Annotated in this window: 24 protein-coding genes; 11 read left to right on the top strand and 13 right to left on the bottom strand. The window is 55.5% G+C overall.

The window, feature by feature from the left end:
• The first annotated feature begins 10 nt into the window (after window positions 1-10).
• From A3L10_RS00910 to A3L10_RS00900, 3 genes are all read left to right on the top strand, one after another.
• Window positions 11-610 carry a DUF447 domain-containing protein gene (locus A3L10_RS00910; protein WP_088865974.1) on the top strand — a complete coding sequence of 200 codons (600 nt, stop codon included), beginning with the start codon at window positions 11-13 and terminating at the stop codon, window positions 608-610.
• 65 nt (window positions 611-675) lie between these two features.
• Window positions 676-2,655, top strand: coding sequence for a metallophosphoesterase (locus A3L10_RS00905; protein WP_088865973.1), 1,980 nt, complete (start codon window positions 676-678; stop codon window positions 2,653-2,655).
• Between the two features lie 81 nt (window positions 2,656-2,736).
• Window positions 2,737-3,360 carry a hypothetical protein gene (locus A3L10_RS00900; protein ID WP_088180685.1) on the top strand — a complete coding sequence of 208 codons (624 nt, stop codon included), beginning with the start codon at window positions 2,737-2,739 and terminating at the stop codon, window positions 3,358-3,360.
• Here the strand turns inward: A3L10_RS00900 and A3L10_RS00895 are convergent, their stop codons facing one another.
• A complete protein-coding gene (locus A3L10_RS00895; protein ID WP_088865972.1) occupies window positions 3,361-5,499 on the bottom strand; it encodes a restriction endonuclease in 2,139 nt (712 codons plus the stop codon).
• 146 nt (window positions 5,500-5,645) lie between these two features.
• On the opposite strand from A3L10_RS00895, the gene A3L10_RS00890 reads away from it, so the two are divergent.
• Window positions 5,646-6,881: a phosphoglycerate kinase gene (locus tag A3L10_RS00890; protein WP_088865971.1), complete on the top strand. Its 1,236-nt coding sequence runs from the start codon at window positions 5,646-5,648 to the stop codon at window positions 6,879-6,881.
• On the opposite strand, the gene A3L10_RS00885 is transcribed toward A3L10_RS00890, so the two are convergent.
• Genes A3L10_RS00885 through A3L10_RS00860 form a run of 6 tightly spaced genes read right to left on the bottom strand, consistent with a single transcriptional unit; the run spans window position 6,859 to window position 10,558 of the window.
• On the bottom strand, window positions 6,859-7,380 hold the full coding sequence (locus A3L10_RS00885; protein WP_088865970.1) for a hypothetical protein: 522 nt from the start codon (window positions 7,378-7,380) through the stop codon (window positions 6,859-6,861). The genes A3L10_RS00890 and A3L10_RS00885 overlap by 23 nt on opposite strands.
• A gap of 48 nt (window positions 7,381-7,428) precedes the next feature.
• A complete protein-coding gene (locus tag A3L10_RS00880; protein ID WP_088865969.1) occupies window positions 7,429-7,971 on the bottom strand; it encodes a hypothetical protein in 543 nt (180 codons plus the stop codon).
• A 60-nt stretch (window positions 7,972-8,031) separates the two neighbouring features.
• Entirely contained in the window at window positions 8,032-8,340 is a 309-nt protein-coding gene (locus A3L10_RS00875) for a hypothetical protein (RefSeq protein ID WP_088865968.1), read from the bottom strand.
• A gap of 11 nt (window positions 8,341-8,351) precedes the next feature.
• Window positions 8,352-9,116 (bottom strand): ABC transporter permease, encoded by a 765-nt coding sequence (locus tag A3L10_RS00870; RefSeq protein WP_088865967.1) that lies wholly within the window; start codon window positions 9,114-9,116, stop codon window positions 8,352-8,354.
• A 4-nt stretch (window positions 9,117-9,120) separates the two neighbouring features.
• Complete coding sequence (locus A3L10_RS00865; protein ID WP_088865966.1) at window positions 9,121-10,107, bottom strand: ATP-binding cassette domain-containing protein; 987 nt, start codon at window positions 10,105-10,107, stop codon at window positions 9,121-9,123.
• The gene (locus A3L10_RS00860; protein ID WP_088865965.1) at window positions 10,094-10,558 is read right to left on the bottom strand and encodes a PadR family transcriptional regulator; all 465 of its coding nucleotides are present in this window, start codon (window positions 10,556-10,558) and stop codon (window positions 10,094-10,096) included. Before A3L10_RS00860 ends, A3L10_RS00865 begins: the two co-directional genes overlap by 14 nt.
• A 95-nt stretch (window positions 10,559-10,653) precedes the next feature.
• Between A3L10_RS00860 and A3L10_RS00855 the strand changes: the two genes are divergently transcribed.
• Complete coding sequence (locus A3L10_RS00855) at window positions 10,654-11,085, top strand: DUF6849 domain-containing protein (RefSeq protein ID WP_088865964.1); 432 nt, start codon at window positions 10,654-10,656, stop codon at window positions 11,083-11,085.
• Complete coding sequence (locus tag A3L10_RS00850) at window positions 11,051-11,791, top strand: endonuclease III domain-containing protein (protein ID WP_088865963.1); 741 nt, start codon at window positions 11,051-11,053, stop codon at window positions 11,789-11,791. The genes A3L10_RS00855 and A3L10_RS00850 overlap by 35 nt, the downstream gene beginning before the upstream one ends.
• Here the strand turns inward: A3L10_RS00850 and A3L10_RS00845 are convergent.
• Genes A3L10_RS00845 through A3L10_RS00835 form a run of 3 tightly spaced genes read right to left on the bottom strand, consistent with a single transcriptional unit; the run spans window position 11,773 to window position 13,735 of the window.
• Window positions 11,773-12,507, bottom strand: a complete 735-nt coding sequence (locus A3L10_RS00845; protein ID WP_157726853.1) for a hypothetical protein — start codon at window positions 12,505-12,507, stop codon at window positions 11,773-11,775. The two genes, A3L10_RS00850 and A3L10_RS00845, sit on opposite strands and share 19 nt — an antisense overlap.
• A 48-nt stretch (window positions 12,508-12,555) precedes the next feature.
• Window positions 12,556-13,134, bottom strand: coding sequence for a potassium channel family protein (locus A3L10_RS00840; protein WP_088865961.1), 579 nt, complete (start codon window positions 13,132-13,134; stop codon window positions 12,556-12,558).
• Entirely contained in the window at window positions 13,127-13,735 is a 609-nt protein-coding gene (locus tag A3L10_RS00835) for a potassium channel family protein (protein WP_088865960.1), read from the bottom strand. Before A3L10_RS00835 ends, A3L10_RS00840 begins: the two co-directional genes overlap by 8 nt.
• A gap of 105 nt (window positions 13,736-13,840) precedes the next feature.
• Between A3L10_RS00835 and A3L10_RS00830 the strand changes: the two genes are divergently transcribed.
• The 5 genes from A3L10_RS00830 (at window position 13,841) to A3L10_RS00810 (ending at window position 19,342) form a co-directional block, all read left to right on the top strand.
• Complete coding sequence (locus tag A3L10_RS00830; protein WP_088865959.1) at window positions 13,841-15,034, top strand: magnesium transporter; 1,194 nt, start codon at window positions 13,841-13,843, stop codon at window positions 15,032-15,034.
• Window positions 15,035-15,079: 45 nt separating this feature from the next.
• Window positions 15,080-16,264 carry a magnesium transporter gene (locus A3L10_RS00825; RefSeq protein WP_088865958.1) on the top strand — a complete coding sequence of 395 codons (1,185 nt, stop codon included), beginning with the start codon at window positions 15,080-15,082 and terminating at the stop codon, window positions 16,262-16,264.
• Window positions 16,265-17,032 (top strand): sugar phosphate isomerase/epimerase family protein, encoded by a 768-nt coding sequence (locus A3L10_RS00820; RefSeq protein ID WP_088865957.1) that lies wholly within the window; start codon window positions 16,265-16,267, stop codon window positions 17,030-17,032.
• Between the two features lie 103 nt (window positions 17,033-17,135).
• Complete coding sequence (locus A3L10_RS00815; RefSeq protein WP_088865956.1) at window positions 17,136-18,554, top strand: acetate--CoA ligase family protein; 1,419 nt, start codon at window positions 17,136-17,138, stop codon at window positions 18,552-18,554.
• A 26-nt stretch (window positions 18,555-18,580) separates the two neighbouring features.
• Window positions 18,581-19,342 (top strand): acetate--CoA ligase family protein, encoded by a 762-nt coding sequence (locus tag A3L10_RS00810; protein ID WP_088865955.1) that lies wholly within the window; start codon window positions 18,581-18,583, stop codon window positions 19,340-19,342.
• An 11-nt stretch (window positions 19,343-19,353) separates the two neighbouring features.
• Here the strand turns inward: A3L10_RS00810 and A3L10_RS00805 are convergent, their stop codons facing one another.
• From A3L10_RS00805 to A3L10_RS00795, 3 genes are read right to left on the bottom strand one after another with little or no spacing between them, the layout of a single operon-like run.
• Complete coding sequence (locus A3L10_RS00805) at window positions 19,354-20,472, bottom strand: MFS transporter (protein ID WP_088865954.1); 1,119 nt, start codon at window positions 20,470-20,472, stop codon at window positions 19,354-19,356.
• A 17-nt stretch (window positions 20,473-20,489) separates the two neighbouring features.
• Window positions 20,490-21,176, bottom strand: a complete 687-nt coding sequence (locus tag A3L10_RS00800; RefSeq protein ID WP_157726851.1) for a DUF257 family protein — start codon at window positions 21,174-21,176, stop codon at window positions 20,490-20,492.
• On the bottom strand, window positions 21,163-21,861 hold the full coding sequence (locus A3L10_RS00795; RefSeq protein WP_232461035.1) for a DUF257 family protein: 699 nt from the start codon (window positions 21,859-21,861) through the stop codon (window positions 21,163-21,165). The genes A3L10_RS00800 and A3L10_RS00795 overlap by 14 nt, the downstream gene beginning before the upstream one ends.
• Window positions 21,862-21,940: the final 79 nt, after the last annotated feature.

The following is a 21,940-nucleotide window of genomic DNA, read 5'->3' as shown; positions in this document are numbered from 1 at the left end:
TGGTGGTTTCATGCTCGAGCTCTTTAGAGAGGGGCAGGTCTACGAGGTTCTGCTGGTCACGAGGTCAAACGTCACCCCAGTGGGCGTTGTGAGGAGAGGAAACAGACTGTTCTTCAGGCTCTTCGGAGGGAAGAGTGCGGAGGAGCTCAAGGAACACCCGTACGCCTCGATACAGATAACCAACGACGCCGAACTCCTGGTGAAACTCGGCCTGAACCTCCCGGTGAGCCTTGAGTTCGAAGGGGCGGATGGATTCAGATGGATCAAAGGACTACCCGGATTCTACGGAAGGGTTGATGCCCGCGAAGAGCCCTACGAGGACGAACTTGGGGAGACTAGGATTCTGGTGTGCTCCATGGCCCCCGAGGGCGAGATAAGCGGGAACCTCCCGAACAGGCCCCTCAGCAGGGCGGACTGCATGCTGATAGAGATGGCCGTTGACCTGACGCGGCTCATCGTTGCCGCCGATGCGGGGAGAAGGGAACTGTCACTGAAGCTGGGCGACAGGATAGAGGAAAACTACGGCCTCTACCTCCGTTTCGGGGGAAGCTCGGAAATCGCGGAGAGAATCGTGGCGTGGGCAAGGGAGCTGTTGGAGAGGGTCCCATGAAAATGCCTTCCAGTGTAGGAAGGAAAGCTTATAATTGAGTTGTACCACCTCTTCTTGGTGATACCATGGCCATCAAAAGAGCCATTGCAATAATCGTTGCCCTTCTCGCCGTCGTGGCGGTTTTATCGGCCCCAGTCAAGGCAGGAACCACAGTGACGCCGGGGGACATCATCCTGAGGCCCCTTCCAGGCGTTCCAGCAATCGGCCTTCCCGGAGACACGATAGAGGTGCAGCCGGCCGAAGGAGTTACAATCCAGGGATTGCAGATAATCTCGATTCTCCACGGCCCGTACGACCTTCAGATACTTGGAACCGAAAACGGAGTCGTTAAGGCAAAGATACCCGAGGACGCCGCCCCGGACGTTTACTTCCTTGTCGTGAAGAGCGACAAGGGAGAAGTGACTATTCCGAACGGCGTTTGGGTCATGAAGGAGGCCCCGACGGTTCTCAAGATCGCCCATGGAAGCGATTTCCACGTGACGAGCGGCTCGAAGATGGGCTTCGTCTGCGGGGAGTACTTCCAGAAGAGCATCCCCGAGATACTCAAGTACTGCGACGATCCGATACCGATGCACAGCTACACCGCCACGGACAGCTTCATGACGTACTACGCCATGGTGGACAGCGGCGAGGTAAACGTCATGATAAGCACCGGCGATGATGTTGACACCAACGGCGACAAGAGGGGCTACCAGCTCTTCGACCTGGCGATCCTCCACGGAACCGCCGCCGGAATGCCCTTCATAAGCATCAAGGGCAACCACGACCACCCGCCGACCTACTACTCGAAGTACGTCGGCCCCAGGTACTTCTACGAGGTCATCGGGAACTTCCTCATCATTGGCCTTGACAGCCGCGGCGAGGAGAGGCATCCCGAGATGGAGCAGCTCCAGTGGATGGAGGACGTACTCAAATCCCACCCGAACAAGACGGTCATAGTCCTCGTCCACCACCCGTTCTGGTACAAGACCGACGAGGGACAGTACGGCACCATAAAGGGCTACACCGCCTTCGACGACAACGACTGGAACGCCCTCATGAAGTACATCAGCTGGGACTGGGCGGGCAAAGACGGACAGTACCAGGACATAGCAAGGTACTTCCTCCAGCTCGTCGAGAAGTACAACGTCAGGCTCATACTCGCCGGCCACATACACCACGACAAGCCGATACTGTACATCGACAAGGACGGGAACGAGCACTGGTTCTACACCCTGACCACCACGGGAGCGCCGGACAAGACCAGCAACCCCCCGAGCAAGGCCGATCTGTCCCACAACTACAACGTTCCCTCCTGGTACGGCTCCCAAGTGATATACGTTTATCCCAACGGAACGGTGGCATTCCCTGAGATGGACGACGTCCTTCACCCGGGGATAAGCTCCCTGCCGGTTCCCCAGAAGTTCGTCGTTCTCAGGCAGAACGGTGAGGATGGAAGCGCGGTTCACTTCTTCAACGACCTGGGTAAAGCCGTCAGCGGTCCCCTCGTGGTTCAGATACCCGAGGGCGCCAAGGTTGACCCCGACGCGACCACCATAACCTACAAGGTCATCGCGGAGAGGGAGATAGGCGGCAATTACTACATGCTGCTGAACGTCACCGTGCCTGAGGGTGAGAGTCAGCTGGCGGTCGTCAAGGAGAAGGACACCCAGAAGCCGACCGTCGAGTTCGGCTACATCTCACCAAGGAAGCCGAAGCCGGGAACGCTTATCAAGGTCTTCTTCGACGCCAACGACAACGTCGGAATAAAGAGCGCGGAGATTCAGGTGATAGTGGACGGCAAAGTCGTTGCGACTTATCCTGCATTCTCTACCAACCCGTGGGACGTCAAGGGCAACTACTTCAGCCAGTTCACGGTGAACTCCTCGGAATTCACCCTGAAGGTGGTCGTTGAGGACTTCTACGGCAACACAGCCGAGACCACCTACGAGTACGCATCCGCGACAACCACTACCACCAGCAGCCCGTCGGAGGGCAGTACCTGCGGTCCGGCCGCCCTGGTGGCCATAGCACTTATCCCGGCCTTCCTCAGGAGAAGGAAGTGAAAGCCCTCCTCCCCTCCATTTTTTGTAACGTCGCGCATCACCCAGATGGAAGAGTTTTTAAACCGTCGCCATAAGCCCACCATGGTGATGAAGGTGAAGTTCAAGGGCAAGGCCTTCGGCAACATCGTGAGGATGGAATTCGACATCCTCACGCTGAGCGAGCTTAAAATAGACGACCTGCGAGACTTCGATATAGACTCAATCAAGATAGAGCTCAAACCAACCTCATCGGGCATCAAGGTCATCGGCATCTGGGAGGGCACGATCGAGGATGCCGGGGAGGGGATAAAGAAGGCCCTCCAGGAGAGCTACAAGCTCCGCGAGAGGATTCTGAACAGGATAAAGAGCAAGACCGAGGCCATAAGGAGCACCATGCACCAGCTCGGCTTCAAGGAGGAGGTCGAGGGCTACGGAAGTGTCCTCCGCTTCACCAAAAAGGTCGGTGCGTACGAGATAATAGTCATAGCCTCGACGACGGAGGACGTTGTGCGCGTCGAGGTTTACGGCAATGACAAGAAGATAATCAGCCCGGAGATAGAGAGCATCTTCGAGGACGTCGAGGTCGAGGAGCTTGAGGTCTACGACTTCGAGGACAGCAAGGAGGAGAGGCTCGTCATAAACCTGGAGATACCGAAGAACGAGGAAAAGCCAGAGAGAAAGATAGTGGAAGCCATAAAAATGATAGAGAACATGCTGATGACCTAGTCACTTGTATTTGCTCTCCAGCTGAATCTGCTTCAGCTTCGCCGTTATTCCCTTCATGGGGGCCGCGTCCTCGCTTATTATTTTCCCCGTTCTGGTGTCTATCCGCGCGTAGTAGAACCTCTCGGCGCCGGAGACCTTGATGGTTATGTATCCCTTATCCTTGTAGTGGGTCAGCCTCTCGGTCTTAAGCTCATTCTCTCCAAAGGCCATCCTCAGGTGCTCGTGGTACATGGCCTCTATCGCCATCTCCGTGAAGCGCACGTTCTCCTCGAGAACCTCCCCTGTGGCCCTGTCGAGAACTAGTGTTCCAATCTTCGTCTTGCCAGCGAACTCGACCTCCCAGTTTTCGTTCAGGGAGATTGAGTCGATACCGGCCTCCTCGTCGATCTCCCTCGCGCGCTTCAGGGCTATCTTCTCTGCCAGCTCCTTCCTGAGGACGCGGTCAACTTCCTCAACGAGCTTGCCATCCTTGCTGAGCCTTATTGTAACCACGTGCCTTTCGTTCTCGGCCTTGAGTACGTACTCCGCCTCCTTTCCTTCAACGGAAGTTATCTCAAAGTCTGGATACCTCTCGGCCACCAGCTCCTTGGCACGCTCGGGGGTTATCTCGACGAGGTAGTCCAGAACGTCGCCCGTGGCGCCGTCCACCTTAACTACTGCCTTGCCATCGGGGCTCTCAAGGGTCAGTTCGAGGTACTTGTGCTCCAGAACGCGGTAAGAGCTCATCTCAAGGTCCCTGAGCGGGAAGTTGCCCTCTATGACCTCCTTGGCGTTTTTGAAGGCCTCCTGCGGGGACGGAAGCTTCCTAACTTCGGAGTGCTTTCCGGTGGTTAGGTCAACCTCGAGGACTGCTATGCCGTCGTCGAGCAGGATGTCGGCAACGGCAACCTTCTTGCCCTTCTCGAGGTTCATAACTTTCCCGCTCGGGTATGCCTTCCTCAGGAGTTCGTCCAGCGCCTCGTCGCTCAGCAGGGCCTCGAGGCTGAGGGACTTCCCGGTGTACTCGTTGAAGGTCATTTCAAAGGAGAAGCTCTTGGTTCTACCGGATATCTTCACCTTGCCCTTGTCCCTCTTCAGCTCCTTTTCTAGCACTTCCTCACCTGTCTGCTTGAGGACTATCTCCTCGGTCTTTCCGACGAAGTAGTCGTCCGGGAGGGGGCTTATCTCGAACTCGACCTTGCCGCTCTCCAGGTTAACGGTGGCCTTCGCGGTGTTCTCACCAACCTTGAGGTCGAGCTTGGCAAGCTTCGGAACGTAGACCTTCTTCCGCTCGTGGATTGAGACCTTTCCCTCGGCGACGCCCAGTTCCCTGGCGGCCCGTTCCTTGAGTATCAGAACCGCCTCGCTCGGGCTTATCGGAACCTCGATGTACCTCTCGGTCGCCTGAATGGAGGAGGCATCGTTGAGGAGGGCCTTGGTCACCGGGACGCTGAGCCTCTTGTCCTCGGTTGCGCGAAGGACTATGTCCTCCCCCGAGAACACCACCGCCTTGTCCTTCTCCTCTCCTCCCTCAACGGACCAGGAGAATATGTAGGCGCTGGAGAGCGTCACGGAGAGGGCCTGGAGGCTCATCTCGGAGGGCTTGATCGGGTACTTGGATGAGGCGAAGGAGGCGACCTTCTTGAACACATCCTGGGCGGAGAACTCGTAGAGGAGGGGAGCATCGAGCTCGAACTCGTTCAGGGGGCTCTTTTTCTCGGATTCCTTCTTGGCGCTCTCGGCCATCTTGAGGAGCTCCTCCGGCGGCTCAAGCGAATAGTTGTGGAAGAGCGAGATGAGCTTCTCACCATCCCAGGGGATTATCCTTCCCCGGTGCTCCCGTGAGATGAGAACCTTGGCGTCCTTGGTGAAGCCAGCGGTCGAGATGAGTATCCCCTTGTCCGCCTTATACTTGTCCACGAGCCCGGCGAAGACATTGACGTCGCGCGATGAAGCGAGTCCCTTCCGGTGAACGGCTATGACGAGCTTCTCCATACCGGCTATTGGGTCGTCCCTTATGGCCACGATGTCTATTCCCCAGTCCTTCTTGCTCGCGACCTTTTCGTAGTCCCTGAAACCCATTCTCTTGAGCAGTTCGATTACGTTTTCAATGAGAACGTCCTCAGGTGCCAGCATTATTATATCCTGAGTCCACGGCATCATTCTCACCTATGAAAGCGAAATCAGACACTGGAATATTTTTGAACCTCATTTTATAAATCTCTTTCCCCCGAAAATTCATTATCACCCGAAGTGTTCAAAATAAGTTTTTAACGGGAGGAATTTAACACCGGTGTGGTGATGGAATGTTCAGGCTCACGGACTTCAGCTATCACAACAGGACAGTGTTTCTGAGGGCCGATCTCAACTCTCCCGTCAAGGACGGAAGGATAATCAGCGACGCCAGGTTTAGAGCGGTTCTCCCGACGATAATATACCTCCTCGAGCACGGGGCCAAACTCGTCATAGGGACGCACCAGAGCAAGCCATACAAGGGGGACTACATCACCACGGAGCAGCACGCCGAGATACTGGGCGGGTTGCTCGGCCAGGAAGTGGAGTACGTTGAGGACATCTTTGGAAAATACGCCCGCGAGAAGATACAAGCCCTAAAGCCCGGCGAGGCCCTTATGTTAGAGAACCTCCGCTTTGCCGCGGAGGAGGTCAAATACAAGCCGATTGAGGATTGCGAGAAGACGTTTTTCGTGAGAAAACTCGCACCCCTGATCGATTACGTCGTGAACGATGCCTTCGCCGCCGCCCACAGGAGCCAGCCCTCCCTGGTGGGGTTCGCAAGGCTGAAGCCCATGATAATGGGCTTCCTCATGGAGAGGGAGGTCCAGGCCCTCACAAAAGCCTACGAGACCCAGGAGAAGCCGAGGGTCTACGTGCTCGGCGGTGCGAAGGTTGACGACTCCCTCCGCGTGGCGGAGAACGTGCTGAGGAACGGCAGGGCCGAGGTCATACTCACCGGGGGACTGGTGGGTCACGTGTTCACCCTCGCCAAGGGCTTCCATCTCGGCGACTCTAACCTCGAGTTCATGGAGAGGAGGAGCCTTCTCGAACTGGTGGACTGGGCGGAGGAGATACTCAACGAGTTCTATCCCTACGTGAGAACTCCCGTTGATTTCGCCGTTGATTACAAGGGGGAGCGTGTCGAAGTTGACCTGCTGAGCGAGGAGAAATGGCTGTTCGACGAGTATCCCATACTTGACATAGGTTCAAGAACCATTGAGAAATACCGCGAGGTGCTTATGGGAGCGAAGATAATAGTCGCAAACGGCCCGATGGGCGTCTTCGAGCGCGAGGAGTTCGCGGTGGGCACCGTCGGCGTCTTCAGGGCGATAGGAGAGAGTCCAGCCTTCAGCATAGTCGGGGGAGGCCACTCGATAGCGAGCATATACCAGCACAACATAACGGGCATAAGCCACGTCTCCACAGGCGGCGGCGCGATGCTGAGCTTCTTCGCCGGTGAAAAGCTCCCCGTTCTGGAGGCATTCAAGGAGAGCTACGAACGCTTCAAGGGCCTGCTTGAAGGGTGAACAGCCAGACGAGGAGCACGGCGATTAGGATGCCCCCAAGGAGCAGCATCAGGAGCCACTCGACCCTTTCCATCAGTTTTCTGTTCGAGTAGAGAACGTGCCCTATGATTCCAAGGATGAGGGATGAAACTATCAGTATCCTCTCCTCCGCCGATTCGACCCTGCTGAGAACAGTTTCAACGCCCCAGAGGGCCAGGAACAGCAGAACGGCCCCGGTGATGGCGTAGCCGTGCCTCATCTTTCTCGCGTTTGTTATGTAGAAGGTCGCGGCGAAGGCCACGAGGAAAACCACCATCGCCTGTATCTCGAGGGGAATGGGAACCGCCTTCGAATGAAAGGCCCTCTCGTAGATCCATATAACCCCCGAGGTTATGGTGGAGACTATGAGCGCCATCACGAAGATGTTATGAACGTGGTCGGCTACGCTCAGTGCCTCTTCGAGCTCCTCCAGTTCCTCCCGTTTAGAGACTTCTCCACCCGCTTCGGCCCCTTCCGCCATCGAACCCACGGCCTTTCCTACGCGCTTCGGGATTTAAGGCTATCGAGTTCAGTCAATTCCGGTTTTCTCGTAGAGCCTCCTATACACACACCTGAACTGAAAAACCATGATAATCGCATAGAGCACCGCGAAGGATTTCAGGGGGAAGGTGCCGCCGATGAGGTGATTCAGCAGGGCAAGGGTTCCCAGGACTATAAGATAGGTCGTGAGGACGTTGAGGATGGCCGCCAGCGTTGCCCCGTAGCGATACGCGAGCCATATCCAAAACGATGGATTAAGCGCCACCAGCCAGCGGAGTCTGAGCTGTTCACCTGGAGAAACTTCCACCGAGTAGGCGTCCCTCAGCATCTCCCGTCGGAACGCAATCGCGAGTCCGGCGGTGAGCAGCATGACAACGAAGGAACCGATTAGGAGGAAGCCGTTGTCAAGGATTGCCCCGAGGGCCACCATGACGGCCCATGCCGTGAAGGCCAGGTAGACCAGCAGGGATTCCAGCGAGAGCCCTCCCTTTCGGAAGAGGTAGGCTGGGTAGATGCCGAAGAAAGGGACGCCAACTGCGAGCGCTATGGCGGGAAGAACCTCACCGTTCATTTTCCCCCGGAGTATTAAAACGTCCAAAAGTTAAAAAGATTTCGACCGGAAATGAAAACTTCAGTAGCCCATCAGCACGCCGAAGATTACCGCCACCCACCAGACCTCGAGGAAGGCGAAGCCCACCGTGGCAGTTCCCGTGACGAGCCACCCGACGAATATCGCGTAGGCTACGAGCGTCACCGCCACGTGAAGTTTGAGGAAGGTTCTGTTTATCTCCCCTCCGGGTTTCATCCAGCCCGTCGGGAGGGGGAGCCAGTCAAAGAACGCTCCCGCCAGGGCAAAGAGCGGCTGGTTAAAAAAGACGGTGGGGATGAATATGAGGCCCGCAAGGGCCACGCAGAGCATTGTAAGCATCTGCTTCTTCATCTTCCCTCCCCTCAGTCTATCGTCGCCTTCCTGAAGCCCAGTGCCGCGATTCCGGCAAACAGCGCCGCCAGGCCGATGAGAACGACCCAGTCCGTAACGATTCCAAACGTCGGCTCGACTCCAGCGAGGTAGTAGCGCGAGCCGTCCACCGCGTACGTCAGCGGGTTCACCTTGGCCAGCCACTGCATCCACTCCGGCATCGTCTTTACTGGATAGAAGGCCCCGCTGAGGAACGTCATGGGGAGCATTATCATCATGACGATCATCTGGAAGCCTTCCATGCTGCTCATCTTGAGGGCTATTGCAACCCCCATGCCCGCTATGGCGAGGCCCACCAGGAAGCTGAGGCCCAGCGCCGGAAGGATTCCGCTCACCTTGAGGTCTGCTAGGAAAAAGCTGAGCGCCAGGATTATGACGCCCTGTATCATGGCCATCAAAGCGCCACCGGTGATTCTGCCGAGTATCGCTTCCGTTCTGCTCGCGGGGGCGACGAGGATCTCCTTCAGAAAGCCGAACTGCTTGTCCCAGATGATGGTTATACCCTGCATGAAGCTCATGTTGAAGACCGTCATGGCGATTATACCCGGCACCAGGTAAGTCATGTAGTCGACGCCGCCAAATATCGGGGCCGCCATGGGATTGTTGAAGACGCCGCTCCAGCCCTTTCCGAAGAATATGAGCCAGATGAGAGGATTGATTATGCTCCCGATGACCCTCGCCCGCGAGCGGGAAAAGCGCTTCAGCTCGCGGTATATCATTGTGAGAAAGACCTGCATGCCATCACCTCCTCATCCTCGCCTTCATTATCATCTTCGCCACGTTCCCCTCGCCGCCTTCGTCCCTGATTTCCCTGCCCGTCAGATGCAGGAAGACGTCGTTGAGCGTCGGCCGATGATAGGTGACCTCGAGAATCCTAACGTCTGTTTCCTTCGCCAGCTCAAAGAGCTTTGGCAGGGCTTCGGCGGCGTTGTCCACGTCAAGCCGTATCCTACCGTCCGGGAGCATCTTGCAGCCCTTGATGAAGTCAGCCTTGAGGCACTTGAGCTCCTCCTTCGGGCTCTGGAGCTTCAGGTAGATTATGTCGTTGCCCACGAGTTTTTTCAGCTCCTCCGCCGTTCCCTCTGCGATTATCTTTCCGTGGTCCATTATGGCTATCCTGTCGGCCAGCTGCTCCGCCTCGTCCATGTAGTGCGTGGTGAGGAAAATCGTCATGTTGTGCTCCTCCTTCATGGCCCTTATGTAGTCCCAGATGTGGGCCCTAGTCTGCGGGTCGAGGCCTATGGTCGGCTCGTCGAGGAAGAGGATCTCAGGCTCGTGGAGCAGCGAGCGGGCTATCTCAAGCCTGCGCTGCATTCCGCCGGAGAAGGTCTTGACAGGTCTGTTTCTGAACTCCCAGAGCTCGACGAACTTGAGGAGGCGCTCTATCTTCTCCTTCAGCTCATTTCCACCCAGGCCGTATATCTTGCCGTGGATGAGCATGTTCTCGTATGCGGTAAGCTCTCTATCAACGCTCGGGTCCTGAAAGACTATGCCTATCTTCTTCCTAACCGCTATCGACTCCTTCACGACGTCATGACCAGCAACTATGGCCCTTCCAGCGGTCGGCTTCAACAGCGTGGTGAGGACGTGGACGGTTGTGGTCTTCCCGGCCCCGTTGGGGCCCAGAAAGGCAAATATCTCGCCCTGTCTCACGTTGAACGATATTCCTTTAACGGCTTCAAAATCCCCGTACTTCTTCACCAGGTTCTCAACCTCAATCGCGTTCATACCGTCCACCTCCAAGTAGAATCAACCGGAGTTCCCTCGCGCAGCCTGTGAATAGCTCCCTGATCCTCTCCCTCTGCTCGTCCGTCAGTTCATCCATCGACTCAAAGAGCTCCCTGAATGCCGCCCTCAGCTCGTCGCCTCCCAGCTCGAGGAATGCCTTGTAGGCGCGCATTCTCGCCTTTATCTCCCTGAGTTCCTCCTCATGCTCCGCTAGGTACGTCTGGCCCTTTTCGGTTATTATGTAGGTTTTCCTGTCCCTCGCCCCCGTTCCGGCGACTTCGATGAGGCCGCTCCTTCTCAGTGAGGATAGTATCGGATACACAGTCCCTGCGCTCAGCTTTATCCCGTAGAGGTTCTCTAGTTCGGACATTATCCCGTACCCGTGCTTTGGCTCCCTGAGGAGGTCCAGCACGAGTATCTTCATATAACCCTTGAAGCTCGGACGCTCCAATTATCTCACCCAATATATCGAACGATATATTGCTTAAAAAGATTGCGGTGGGGAACGCTTATTACCCACCACCTCGAGGATTCAGTGGTGATACCATGAGGGCCGTTCTAAAGCCCCTCTTCGAGGCCGAACTGCCGGCGGATTTCAGCGAGGTCATAAAGGGCAAGCTCATCGGGGAGGAACTCAGAACTGGAGAGGAAATCGAAGTCGAGCTCCTCGGGAAGTCCCTCCGCTTCAAGGTCGTCCTAGCGGAGCCCTCGCCGCTGAAGGTGAACAGGAGTACTAGGATAGAGTTCTCGCAGGGCGAGGTTGAAGTCGTTGATTTTGAGTTCGATGAATCCGTGAGGGATGTAATCCCCTTTGAAAAGGGGTTCGTTGTTGTGCTTGCAAGTAAGGTTCTGATTCTGAACCACAATGGGCAAAAGATTTATAGCGATGAGTTCGAGGAACTTAACAGAGTTAGGGTCTCCAAAGGGACAGTGGTGATAATCCATGGCGGAAGCAAAATCAGGCTCGTTAAGCCTTGAAAAGTTCACCTTCGATGAAAGCTGGGAGGAGAAGAGAAAGCGTGCGGAGAGAATCGTCAAGATTCTGATGGAGACGCACCCCAGGGAGAAGCTCCTCATCGGCGACCCCTACAGAACGCTGATACACTGCATAATCTCGCAGCGCATGAGGGATGAGGTAACCTACAAGGTCTGGGAGAGGCTGTTTGAGAGATACGGAGACATCCACAGGATAGCCAACACGCCGGTTGAGGAGATGCAGGAGTTCCTGAAAAAGAACGGGGTCGGCCTCTGGAAGACCAAGGGCGAGTGGATCGTGAGGGCGTCGCAAATAATCCTCGAAAAGTACGGCGGAAGGGTTCCAGACGACATTAGGGAGCTGATGAATCTCCCTGGAATCGGGAGGAAGTGCGCCAACATAGTCCTGGCCTACGGCTTCGGCAGGCAGGCGATACCCGTTGACACCCATGTGAACAGGATAAGCAAGCGCCTCGGCCTGGCTCCGCCCAGGGTTCCGCCCGAGAAGGTTGAGGAGTACCTCGCGGAGCTGATTCCCTACGAGAAGTGGATATACGTGAACCACGCGATGGTGGACCACGGAAAGAGAATATGCAACCCGATAAGGCCGAAGTGTAACGAGTGTCCGCTGAGGGAGCTGTGCCCCTACGCGAAGGGTCTGGTGACCGATGCGGACATAAAGGGGAAGGCTCAGGGTTCGCACTCGTAGGGACAGTTCTCAAGTCCGTACAGACGGTAAACGGCGGGTATCTCTATCCCAATCTTTCTCTTCTCCGATTTAAAGAAGCCGGTTCTCACGAGGTACTCGACTTCTATCCTGAACCTCATCCTCGCCTCGATAGTGCCCACATCCTCCTCCTTCCTGATGTCGAGAGGAATAACCGGTGTTAGGTCAAGGGGCTCGCCCCACGTTGGTTTCAATGCCTCAGCCCTGATGGCCTGCCATATTTCAAGACCGGGCACGTGAGCCTCGGTTACCTCGAAATTGCCGTCCGGGGTTTTGAAGTACATGACCCCCACCTGCTTGGGAAATATGGGGTCAACGGAGACGTTGCTCACGTTCTCCGCCACGAAGAGAACCCGCCTTATCGCTATCGAATCGTTCATTGGCCTGAGACGGAGGACGAACTCACCGGATATCAGAAAATCGTCGCACCCCACGTTCCGCATAGCCGATGGGGAGTAGGAAAGCTCTATGAAAATGTCGCTCCAGTTTTTGAAGGAGTAGAAGCCCACCAACTTCTCTCGACCCAGGATGCAGGAGAGGTTGCTCGCGTTGATGTCAAAACCCCACGTGTCCAGTGTGGCGTCGCTTATCCTGCCAGATGAGGAAACTGTCCTACCATGGAGCCAGGACGTTGAATACGCCAGCAACACAAGTACCAGCAGTGCAAGCAGGAACGCTTTGTCCCTTTGCATCGGCATCGAAATTAAAACCATCTAAGATGATAAAAAGTTTTCGAATAAGGAAAGTCATTCCTCCTCTTCCACTTCCTCGCCGGCGAGCTTCCTCAGCTTGTCGAGGTCGGAGCCAACCGCTATGAGAACGTCGCCCTCCCTGATGACGTCGTCCCTTCCGGGGTTGTAGATGTACCTGCTCCCGCGCTTTATGGCGAGTATCCTCGTGCCTATCTTGCTGGGGAGCTTGAGCTGGGCGAGGGTCCTTCCATGGAGAACGGAGCCCTCGTGAACCGTTACCCTTCCGAGTTCCTCCTCAGTGTCCTCCATTATCCTCCTGATTATCGGATGTGGCTCGACGTCCCTCAACACGAGGTCGGAAATCTTGTAGGCGGCATCGCTTATCTGCTCGTTTATGTCTGCCATGTCTATGACGCTGAGGAGCTTGAGGGGATCGTCCTCCCTCTTGGCCAGCAGGAGGGCCAGCTTCTTGACCTTGAGGGTCAGCTCGTCCATGCGCTCCTCGAGGAGATAAACTTCTTCAGCTATATCCTCGCTGTTGTACATGACCGAGGAGAACGCCAGATCGACCATGAGCGATGACAGATCCTTCATCTCTATGAGGCAGTTCCTAATCTCCTCAAGCTCATTCATTGCCCATCACCTTGATGTTGCCCCTGGCTATCTCCTTGAGGTAGTCTATGGAGGTGTTCGTGCCCCTTCCGATGAGTATATCCCCGGGGAATATCTTGAAGTCCCCGTCGGGGTCAAAAATCCAGCGCTTGCCCCTTCTAACGGCCACTATCCAGACCCCGGTGTTGGTGGCGAGGTCCAGCTCCTCCAGCGTTTTTCCGACGAGTATGGACTCGGCGGAGACGAAAATCTTGCCGATTATCTCCTCGCTGCCCAGTATCGCCTCGGTTATGACCGGATGGAGCTCGACTCCCTCCAAGACCATCTTCGCCAGGTCGGCCGCGGCGTTGGACATGTCGTCTATGGCGTGCGCCATGTGGAGGATGGACGTTATCTGCTCCGCCTCCTTGGGGCTTCTCGCGGCCAGAACCGCATGAACCATCAGGTGGTAGTTGAGCAGGTCGAGGTACTCCTCAAGCTCAAGCACCTCCTCGGCCATTTCCTCCTCGTTGAAGAGTATGGAGGAGTAGGCCAGGTCAACCATCAGCTCCGCGGTGTTCTTCATTTCAACGAAGATGTCCTTAACGTTCCTTGGAACCTCAATTTCGTCCCACTCTTCCACCCGGTTCTCACCGATGTGAGGAAGGGGGGGAAATCTTATTTAGTTTTCGCCGAAAATTTTATACGCGTTCTATCAATTGAAGTCCGGAGGTGGCAGTGATGGAGCGTGATAGCAGTGATAGTCCAGAACAGGACCGCCGGCTACAGCAACTGGGGCGAAAGGCTGAGAGGAGCGTTTCTCGTCACGTTTCCGGCACTTCTCCTGTGCTTGGCTCTTGATTTTGTGGGTGGGGGAGTTCTGGGAAAGAACTTTGATAAGATAGTAACACACTATCCCCTCCTTCTCGTGATTCTGCCAGGGATGATGGATCTCAGGGGAAACGTCTTTGGTTCTATGGCGTCAAGACTTACCACGGCCCTATACTTAGGAAAGGTTCGTGGGATCAGAGACCCAGAGGTGACAACAAACATAACACTGGCAATAACGAGCTCCAGTATTCCTTTGATGATTCTCTGGGTCGCGGGAGTTCTTCAGCTGGGATTTTCCCATTCAGCGATTGTTGTCCTAGCGATTGTTGTATCCTCCGCCCTGTTCATAGGCATTCTCCTCGGATACTCGACGGCATTTATTACAGTTATACCCTACAGGCACTCAGTTGACCCCGATACAATCGCGGCCCCATTGATAACATCAGTGGCCGATGTGATAACCATACCAAGCCTGGTGTACATGATATTTTTCTACGAGAAACACCCAGGAGAGTTTTACACGTTCACAGCACTCATGCTCGCCCTCTTCGGGATACTCATCCTTCGATCAAGGTTTACTGGAGAGTACCGGAAGTCCTTTCGGGAAATAGCACTGGTACTTACACTACTCGCCATAATGGAAATCTTCTCAGGCTCCACCCTGGAGTACTACAGCAAGGTCATATCTAGGGTCATAATTCTCAGCATAATGTATCCCTCAATCTTAGACAGTGTGGGGAATTTTTCTTCGATAGTTGCTGCAACAACATCCACACGCCTAAACTTGGCTGGCCCCTCTGAGCTAAGGGACAAGAATTTCGTGGCAGATATTGGCACGATTTTACTGCTTTCACCTGTCATAGGCATCCTCACCAATCTTATAGCCGTTTACGTTTCCCATTTCGTTGGGCTATATGGAGATGTGATATGGGCATTCGTGATAACTTATCCTCTCCTAGTCATCGTTAACGCCCTGATAGGTATTGGCGTGGCGTACATTGCGTACACCCACTCAATAGATCCAGATAATGTTGCAATACCTACTGTAACAACGATCTCCGATGTTCTCGGAACATTGTACGTGGTTCTCTTAGCGGGGACTCTCGCATAAATTTTAATAGCTCACTTCTCTATCATCTTAGAGGTCAGAAAACCAATGAGGGAGACTATACTTTTGGAACTTCGGAATAAAATTGGAGAAGCCTACAGGGTTACGCTGCCGTCCCTGTTCACCTCGCAGATATTCGGCCTATTCGGCGGTACGTTTCTGGGTAAGTACTTCGAGACGATAAGAACTCAGTTTCCCGGCCTTCTGGTGGTTCTGCCGGGTATGATGGGCCTCCGCGGGAACGTCTTCGGTTCCATGGCATCGCGCTTCTCCACGATGCTCTACCTCGGTGATCTTGAGCCCTCCCTTCGCGATAGGAAGGTCCTCAAGGAGATAGTCCTCAGAATGCTCATCTCGCTCATCCCGATAGTCATGCTGTGGGCCATAAGCGTTGCCACGGGGGTAAAGAAGAACGCCCTCGACGTCCTCCTCATAGTCGTTACCTCGACGATACTCGTGTCCTTTATCCTCGGCTACTTCACCTCATTCGTCACGATATTCTCCTTCAGGCGCGGCACCGATCCGGACAGCGTTGCGGCACCGCTGGTCGCTTCAATGGGCGATTTCCTGACGGTTCCCTCGCTGGTGCTGTTCATCCTCCTCATAGAGCGCTCACCGGAGGGATTCAGGCTCTTCAACTACGCGATGCTGGCCCTCTTTGCGGTCGTGGCGGCTATAAGCAGGGTCCGGAAGGCGGAGTTCGTTGAGCTCAGGCAGGTCTTCATAACGATAACCGGGCTAGCGCTCCTCTCGACGATATCCGGTTCAATACTCGCCAAGTTCAGCGGGATAATCCAGGCGTCGGTCATACTGAGCTTCATCTACCCCTCACTCCTCAGCAGCTTCGGAAACTACGGCTCCATAATAGCCGCGAAAACCTCGACGAAGCTCCACCTCGGTGAGATAGAGAGCTTCATCTGCTGGAAGCCCCTCACAGACATCCTAGCGCTATTCACGACGGCGCCGGTCATCGGAACGACGAAGCTCCTCATAGGCATCGCCCTTGTGAAGCTAACTACCGGGATGACGGTTCCGAGCTCCGCCTGGATGATAGTTCTCACGTACCCGTTCATGGTCCTGTTCATCATGTTCTACTCCTACACGGTCTCCTACTTCCTCTTCCAGAAGAACATAGACCCCGACCACGTGGCGATACCACTTATATCCAACAACAGCGATATATTCGGCACGATTTACGTCGTGCTCATGGCTAAGCTGATGGTGGGTGGTTGAATGATAGGTCTCTCCATGACGGCCTATTCCGGAAGGGACCTCTCCGGGCTGGAGGGGTGGGTTCGGAGGACGAGAAAGCTGGGCTTTGATTTCATCGAGATTCTGAGCGAATGGCCCCACTACCTGACGAGGGACAACTACCGCCTCTTCGCTGAGGTTCTTGACGGCTGGGGCATGAAGAGAACAGTCCATGCACCATTCAGCGACGTCAACATAGGCTCCTTCAACGACAGGCTGAGGAGGGCATCGCTGGAGGTAATCCGGGAGGCCATCGAACTGGCGGCCGAGCTCGATGCACTCTCGGTCACGATACACCCCGGGCACTGCTCGCCGATCAGCGTGAAGAACAGGAGGAAGTACCTGGAGATACACAGGGAATCCCTGAGGAAAATCTCCGAATGGGGGCTTGAGTACGGGATAAAGATCGGCGTCGAGAACATGCCGCGCTTCGTAATCCTCGATGCCCAGACGTGCGAGAGGCTGTGGGAGATACTCGGGGACGTCGAGATAGGGGTAACCTTCGACGTTGGGCACCTTAACACGACAACCGGAAAGTTCGAGCGCTTCCTGGAGGTCCTCGGGGACAGGATAGTTCACGTTCACCTCCACGACAACCGGGGCGAGAGGGATGAGCACCTCGCCCTGGGTGACGGCACGGTTCCCTGGGTCAGGGTGCTGCCAAGGCTCCCGAGGGTAACGTGGGCCCTCGAAGTCAACGACATCGAATCTGCCAGGAGAAGCCTCGAATTTTTGAAAAGCCTGCATTGATGGACGTTTCAGTTCATTGGCGTCCAATTTTTACAAAACGCAACTCTTTTATACATTTAAAATGAAGTTCTTGCGAGAAGCAGTTTCTGGCGGAGGGATACCAATGGTGGAAAAGATAGTTGAGGAAATGAGGCCCTTCTTCGACCCGAAGGCGGTCGCTATCATCGGCGCAACAAACAAGAAGGGTAAAGTTGGAAACGTCATTTTTGAGAACTTCAAGATGAACAAGGAGCGCGGAATCTTCAAGGGCAACATATACCCCGTGAACCCCAAGCTCGACGAGATAGAGGGTTACAAGGTCTACAAGAGCGTTAAGGAGCTCCCCGATGACACCGATTTGGCCGTTATATCGATTCCAGCTCCCTTCGTGCCCGCCACGATGAAGGACATAGCCGAGAAGGGAATAAAGTCAGTTATCATCATCACCGGCGGCTTCGGTGAGCTCGGTGAGGAAGGAAAGAAGCTGGAGCGCGAGATATACGAGATAGCCAAGGCCAACGGGATAAGGGTCATCGGCCCGAACTGTGTCGGCGTCTACGTCCCGGACACCGGCGTTGACACCGTTTTCCTGCCGGAGAGCAAGATGGACAGGCCGAAGAGCGGACCGATAGCGTTCGTAACTCAGAGCGGCGCGTTTGCGGCGGCAATGCTTGACTGGGCTGCTGGAGCGGGTATCGGCATTGGAAAGATGGTCAGCTACGGAAACAAGCTCGACGTCGACGACGCCGATTTGATGGACTACTTCATCCACGACGAGGGCATAAACGTCGTCACCTTCTACATAGAGGGTGTCAAGGACGGCAGGAAGTTCATAGAGGCCGCCAAGCGCATTACGAAAGTCAAGCCGGTTATAGCCCTCAAGAGCGGAAGGACCGAGTACGGAGCGAAGGCAGCCTCTTCCCACACCGGTTCACTCGCTGGTGCCGACACGATTTACGATGCCGTCTTCAAGCAGACCGGTGTCATCCGCGCCGAGGACTTCGAGCACATGTTCGACCTCGCGAAGGCCTTTGCCGCGCTTAAGGACAAGCTCCCGAAGGGCGACAGGATAGGAATAATCACCGACGGCGGTGGAGCCGGCGTTATGGCCAGCGATGCGGTTGCCAAGTTCGGCCTTAAGATGGCCGACCTCAGCGAGGAGACCCTCAAGTATCTGAAGGAGAACTTCCCGCCGCACGCGGTGGCAGGAAACCCGACCGACGTCGTCGGCGACACCGATGCCGAGAGGTACAGAATCGCCATCGAGGGCTTCGTGAACGATCCCAACGTTGACGCAATAGTGGTGATAGTTCTCTTCCAGGTCCCGCTCCTCGAGGAGGAGAAGATAATCGACATCCTGGCCGAGTACCAGAAGAAGAGCAACAAGCCGATCGTTGCCGTTGCCATGGGCGGTAAGAAGACCGACCACTACGCCAGAATCCTCGAGGACAAGGGAGTTCCCGTTTACCCGACCCCAGAGAGGGGTGTTCGCGCCCTGGCGGGCCTTGTTAAGTACGCTGAATACCTCAGGAGGGGGGCCTGACCCCCCAATCTTCCGGTGGTGGTATCATGAAGGAGGAAGCCCTTAAAGTTATTGAAGAGGTTTTGAAGTCCGGAAGGACTTCGCTCGTTGAGTACGAGGCAAAGCAGGTTCTCAAAGCCTACGGCCTCCCGGTTCCGGAGGAAAAGCTCGCCAAGACCCTTGACGAGGCACTCAAGTACGCCGAGGAAATCGGCTATCCCGTTGCCATGAAGCTGATGTCCCCGCAGATTCTCCACAAGAGCGACGCGAAAGTCGTACTTCTCAACATCAAGACCCCCGAGGAGCTGAAGGAGAAGTGGGAAGTCATCCACGAGAACGCGCGCAAATACCGCCCGGACGCTGAAATCCTGGGCGTTCTCATAGCCCCGATGCTCAAGGTCGGAAGGGAGATCATCATAGGCGTCACCGAAGACCCGCAGTTCGGACACGCACTCATGTTCGGTCTCGGTGGAATCTTCGTCGAGGTTCTCAAGGACGTCACCTTCCGCATAATCCCAATAACCGAGCGCGACGCCAGGAAGATGATCCAGGAGATAAAGAGCTACCCGATTCTCGCAGGAGCTCGTGGAGAGGAGCCCGCTGATATAGACGCCATAGTCAACCTTCTCCTCAAGGTCAGCGAACTCGTGGACGACCTCGACGACTACATCAAGGAGATGGACCTCAACCCGGTCTTCGTCTACGAGAAGGGCAAGGGTGCCGTCGTCGTTGACGCCAGGATAATCGTCAAGGAGCCGACCGAGAAGAAGGAGGAGATAATCACCGAGTACAGGGAGAGGTGTGCTTGACCCCTCTTTTTTCAAGTTTTCTTCCTCGAGAGGATGAAGAGGAACAGCCCCAGCGACAGGATCCCGAATATTCCTATGAATGTAAAACCGCTTCTAAGGCCGAGGAACCCTATCAAAACCGGCCCCAGCGCCTGACCTATGTCCTTTATGCTCTCCAGGAACCCCAGCGCGGTTCCGCGGAGCTTTGAGACTTCTGTGGCCAGGGGTTTCGTCGAGGCCTCGCTTATCGAGGCGCCCACCGAGAAGACTACCGCACCCAGAACCACCAGCGGAAGGGAGTCGGAGAGGGCAAACGCAAACATCGCCAGGCCAACCATTGTCATGCCAACCACTATCGGCTTCGTTCTGCCAATCCTGTCGCTGAGGTACCCCGCGTAGGGCTTAACGACCGCCATTATGGCGATTTCCACCGTCAGTATCAGCCCGGAGAGCCAGGCCTTGCCCTGGAGGTAGTAGAAGAGGGGCAGGAAGGTTTCTATGCCCTGGTAGGCCATGTACACGGCCGCATCTAGAAGGCCGATCAGGAGGAGCTCTCCACTGAACGTGAACTCGAACCTCTTGAGCTCGCCCCCCGTGTCGGGGAACCTAAAAGTGAGGGCAAAAACCACCAGGCCAGTCAGCGAACAGAGAACGAAGACCACAGAGAAGCCGAGGAAGTATATGATGCTTCCCGCGAGGACAGGGGCAAGGGCGCGGCCGACGAGGGTTGATGAGCTCAGGAACCCCATGAAAGTGCCCTTCCTGCCAGGATAGAGATCGCTGACCAGAGCGAAGGACACAGGGACGAAGATGGCCGTCGCAACGCCGTAGTAAACCCTGACGAGGGCGAGGCTCAACGCATCGCCCGCGAGAAAGTACAGCAATGGTGCACTGAGAAAAACGAAGCCGCTCATCTTGAGGAGCCTCTTCCTCCCGTAAACGTCGCTGAGAAGGCCCGAGGCGAAGTTTATGAAGATGCCCGTAACCGTCGAGGCGGCAGCAACGAGGCCGATTTCCTCCTTTCCGAGCCCGATGCTCTGGGCGTAGAGGGGAAGCGTGGGGGACTTGCTCATGGTGGAGCCCAGGATCGCGAAGAATCCCGCGATAAGGATGAGGTAGAGGGCCTTGGAGCCGGTTCTCAATCCCCGCATCCCCGTTAGCTGAGATACTATTTACCGCCACTCCTCCCCTTGAGGTACTCCACGAGTTCACTGGCGCTGACCGAGAACTCGGAGCCGTAGCGCTCAAGGGCGGGCGACTTAACCACGCGGAGCACGAGCCTGCCGTCCCTGAAGCTGAGCTCGAAAACCCTGCTGGCCAGCTCTCTTATGTCCTCTAGGGCACTTTCGGGGAGCATCTCCCTGTTGACGAACGCCATCATAATCACGTCCTCCGAGCCCATGGATGATGCCATGCACATGCGGCACATGGAGGCGGAGGGAATGTCTGTCTTAACCGTTATGAGCTTCTCGAGTCCCAGCGTCACCACGAACTTCAGCCCGCGGGAGGCTTCGAGGGCTTCCAGGTACTCCCTGTGCCATATCGAGGCTGCCTTGAGCACGCTTATCCTTTTGATCACGTTGCCCGTATGGAGAACGCCCCCGAATTTAATCACGGGTATCTCGTCCATCCACCCAGTGTCAACGCCTATTATCGAAAGATGGGCTCGTATAACGTGGAGCTGGTCGAAGATATCGTTGACTATAATATGCCTCTCCCCGCTGAGGTCGAGGAGGGCTATGGACGCCGCGAGATGAACCGGGGCGAGGGAATCGTACTCCACCACCACAACCTCTCCCGGCTGAAGGAGTCCGATGCTCTCAATGGCCTCTTCCACGGCTTTATTCGCCGTCATTCTGGCCGCCTCCCATGGTGCCTGGCTCAAACGCCACTTCGGTACCGTATTCATCGAAGTAAATCGACTTGACGACCTCCACCACGAACCGTCCGTCCTCGACCCGGGTTCTTAGGACACGGGTGGAAATCTCCTCCACCTCCTTAATGCACGGCCCTTCCACGCGCTTCCTGTTGATGAAGACGAGGCCTCTACTTCTGGGGTTTCCAACCATCGGCCTTATTATGCTGGCAAAGAATTCCTCGCGCCTCATCGGGTCGCTCTCCAGCTGCTGGAGAAGCTCCGTGGCCCCGATCACAATCCTGATTAAAGACTCCCTGCCCATCTCCTCACCGATGCTCTCAAGGAGCTCCATGAAGCGCCTCTTCAGTATCGGGAGCTCCGTAACCTCGTCAATCTTTGCCAGGACCCTGCCTGTGTCCAGCCTTCCGCCGATCTTTATCACTGGAGCGCCATCGATTGGGGACGTATCGAGGCCCGCGAACCTGAACTGGGCCCTCACGACGTGCAACCCGTCGAGCACGTCAACTATTACGTAGGGAAGGCCATTGTGTCTCGCGTATTTGAGAACCTCGTAGAGAAGCAGGTAAACTGGTTCCTTGGATGTGTACTCCACGAGAACCAGTTCACCGGGTCTGATGGTCTCGGCGTACCCAAAAACGGTTTTCTCAAGATTCTCTCCCATGGTGTCCACCCCCAGTATAAAGTTTTTTATCGAACTCTTAAAACGGTTCCGCAAACCGCACCAAGAACCGCAAAACCGG

It is taken from the genome of Thermococcus radiotolerans, from assembly GCF_002214565.1.
In the GTDB taxonomy this organism is placed as follows: Archaea; Methanobacteriota_B; Thermococci; order Thermococcales; family Thermococcaceae; genus Thermococcus; species Thermococcus radiotolerans.
Note: the sequence above shows the minus strand (reverse complement) of the source record. Positions and strands in the feature narration are given on the sequence as shown.

Bases quoted from the DNA above. Each gene is read 5' to 3' on its own strand.
- A3L10_RS00910 (WP_088865974.1), top strand. From the start codon at position 11: ATGCTCGAGCTCTTTAGAGAGGGGCAGGTCTACGAGGTTCTGCTGGTC.
- A3L10_RS00905 (WP_088865973.1), top strand. From the start codon at position 676: ATGGCCATCAAAAGAGCCATTGCAATAATCGTTGCCCTTCTCGCCGTC.
- A3L10_RS00900 (WP_088180685.1), top strand. From the start codon at position 2,737: ATGGTGATGAAGGTGAAGTTCAAGGGCAAGGCCTTCGGCAACATCGTG.
- A3L10_RS00895 (WP_088865972.1), bottom strand. From the start codon at position 5,499: ATGCCGTGGACTCAGGATATAATAATGCTGGCACCTGAGGACGTTCTC.
- A3L10_RS00890 (WP_088865971.1), top strand. From the start codon at position 5,646: ATGTTCAGGCTCACGGACTTCAGCTATCACAACAGGACAGTGTTTCTG.
- A3L10_RS00885 (WP_088865970.1), bottom strand. From the start codon at position 7,380: ATGGCGGAAGGGGCCGAAGCGGGTGGAGAAGTCTCTAAACGGGAGGAA.
- A3L10_RS00880 (WP_088865969.1), bottom strand. From the start codon at position 7,971: ATGAACGGTGAGGTTCTTCCCGCCATAGCGCTCGCAGTTGGCGTCCCT.
- A3L10_RS00875 (WP_088865968.1), bottom strand. From the start codon at position 8,340: ATGAAGAAGCAGATGCTTACAATGCTCTGCGTGGCCCTTGCGGGCCTC.
- A3L10_RS00870 (WP_088865967.1), bottom strand. From the start codon at position 9,116: ATGCAGGTCTTTCTCACAATGATATACCGCGAGCTGAAGCGCTTTTCC.
- A3L10_RS00865 (WP_088865966.1), bottom strand. From the start codon at position 10,107: ATGAACGCGATTGAGGTTGAGAACCTGGTGAAGAAGTACGGGGATTTT.
- A3L10_RS00855 (WP_088865964.1), top strand. From the start codon at position 10,654: ATGAGGGCCGTTCTAAAGCCCCTCTTCGAGGCCGAACTGCCGGCGGAT.
- A3L10_RS00850 (WP_088865963.1), top strand. From the start codon at position 11,051: ATGGCGGAAGCAAAATCAGGCTCGTTAAGCCTTGAAAAGTTCACCTTC.
- A3L10_RS00845 (WP_157726853.1), bottom strand. From the start codon at position 12,507: ATGCCGATGCAAAGGGACAAAGCGTTCCTGCTTGCACTGCTGGTACTT.
- A3L10_RS00840 (WP_088865961.1), bottom strand. From the start codon at position 13,134: ATGAATGAGCTTGAGGAGATTAGGAACTGCCTCATAGAGATGAAGGAT.
- A3L10_RS00825 (WP_088865958.1), top strand. From the start codon at position 15,080: ATGAGGGAGACTATACTTTTGGAACTTCGGAATAAAATTGGAGAAGCC.
- A3L10_RS00820 (WP_088865957.1), top strand. From the start codon at position 16,265: ATGATAGGTCTCTCCATGACGGCCTATTCCGGAAGGGACCTCTCCGGG.
- A3L10_RS00815 (WP_088865956.1), top strand. From the start codon at position 17,136: ATGGTGGAAAAGATAGTTGAGGAAATGAGGCCCTTCTTCGACCCGAAG.
- A3L10_RS00810 (WP_088865955.1), top strand. From the start codon at position 18,581: ATGAAGGAGGAAGCCCTTAAAGTTATTGAAGAGGTTTTGAAGTCCGGA.
- A3L10_RS00805 (WP_088865954.1), bottom strand. From the start codon at position 20,472: ATGCGGGGATTGAGAACCGGCTCCAAGGCCCTCTACCTCATCCTTATC.
- A3L10_RS00800 (WP_157726851.1), bottom strand. From the start codon at position 21,176: ATGACGGCGAATAAAGCCGTGGAAGAGGCCATTGAGAGCATCGGACTC.
- A3L10_RS00795 (WP_232461035.1), bottom strand. From the start codon at position 21,861: ATGGGAGAGAATCTTGAGAAAACCGTTTTTGGGTACGCCGAGACCATC.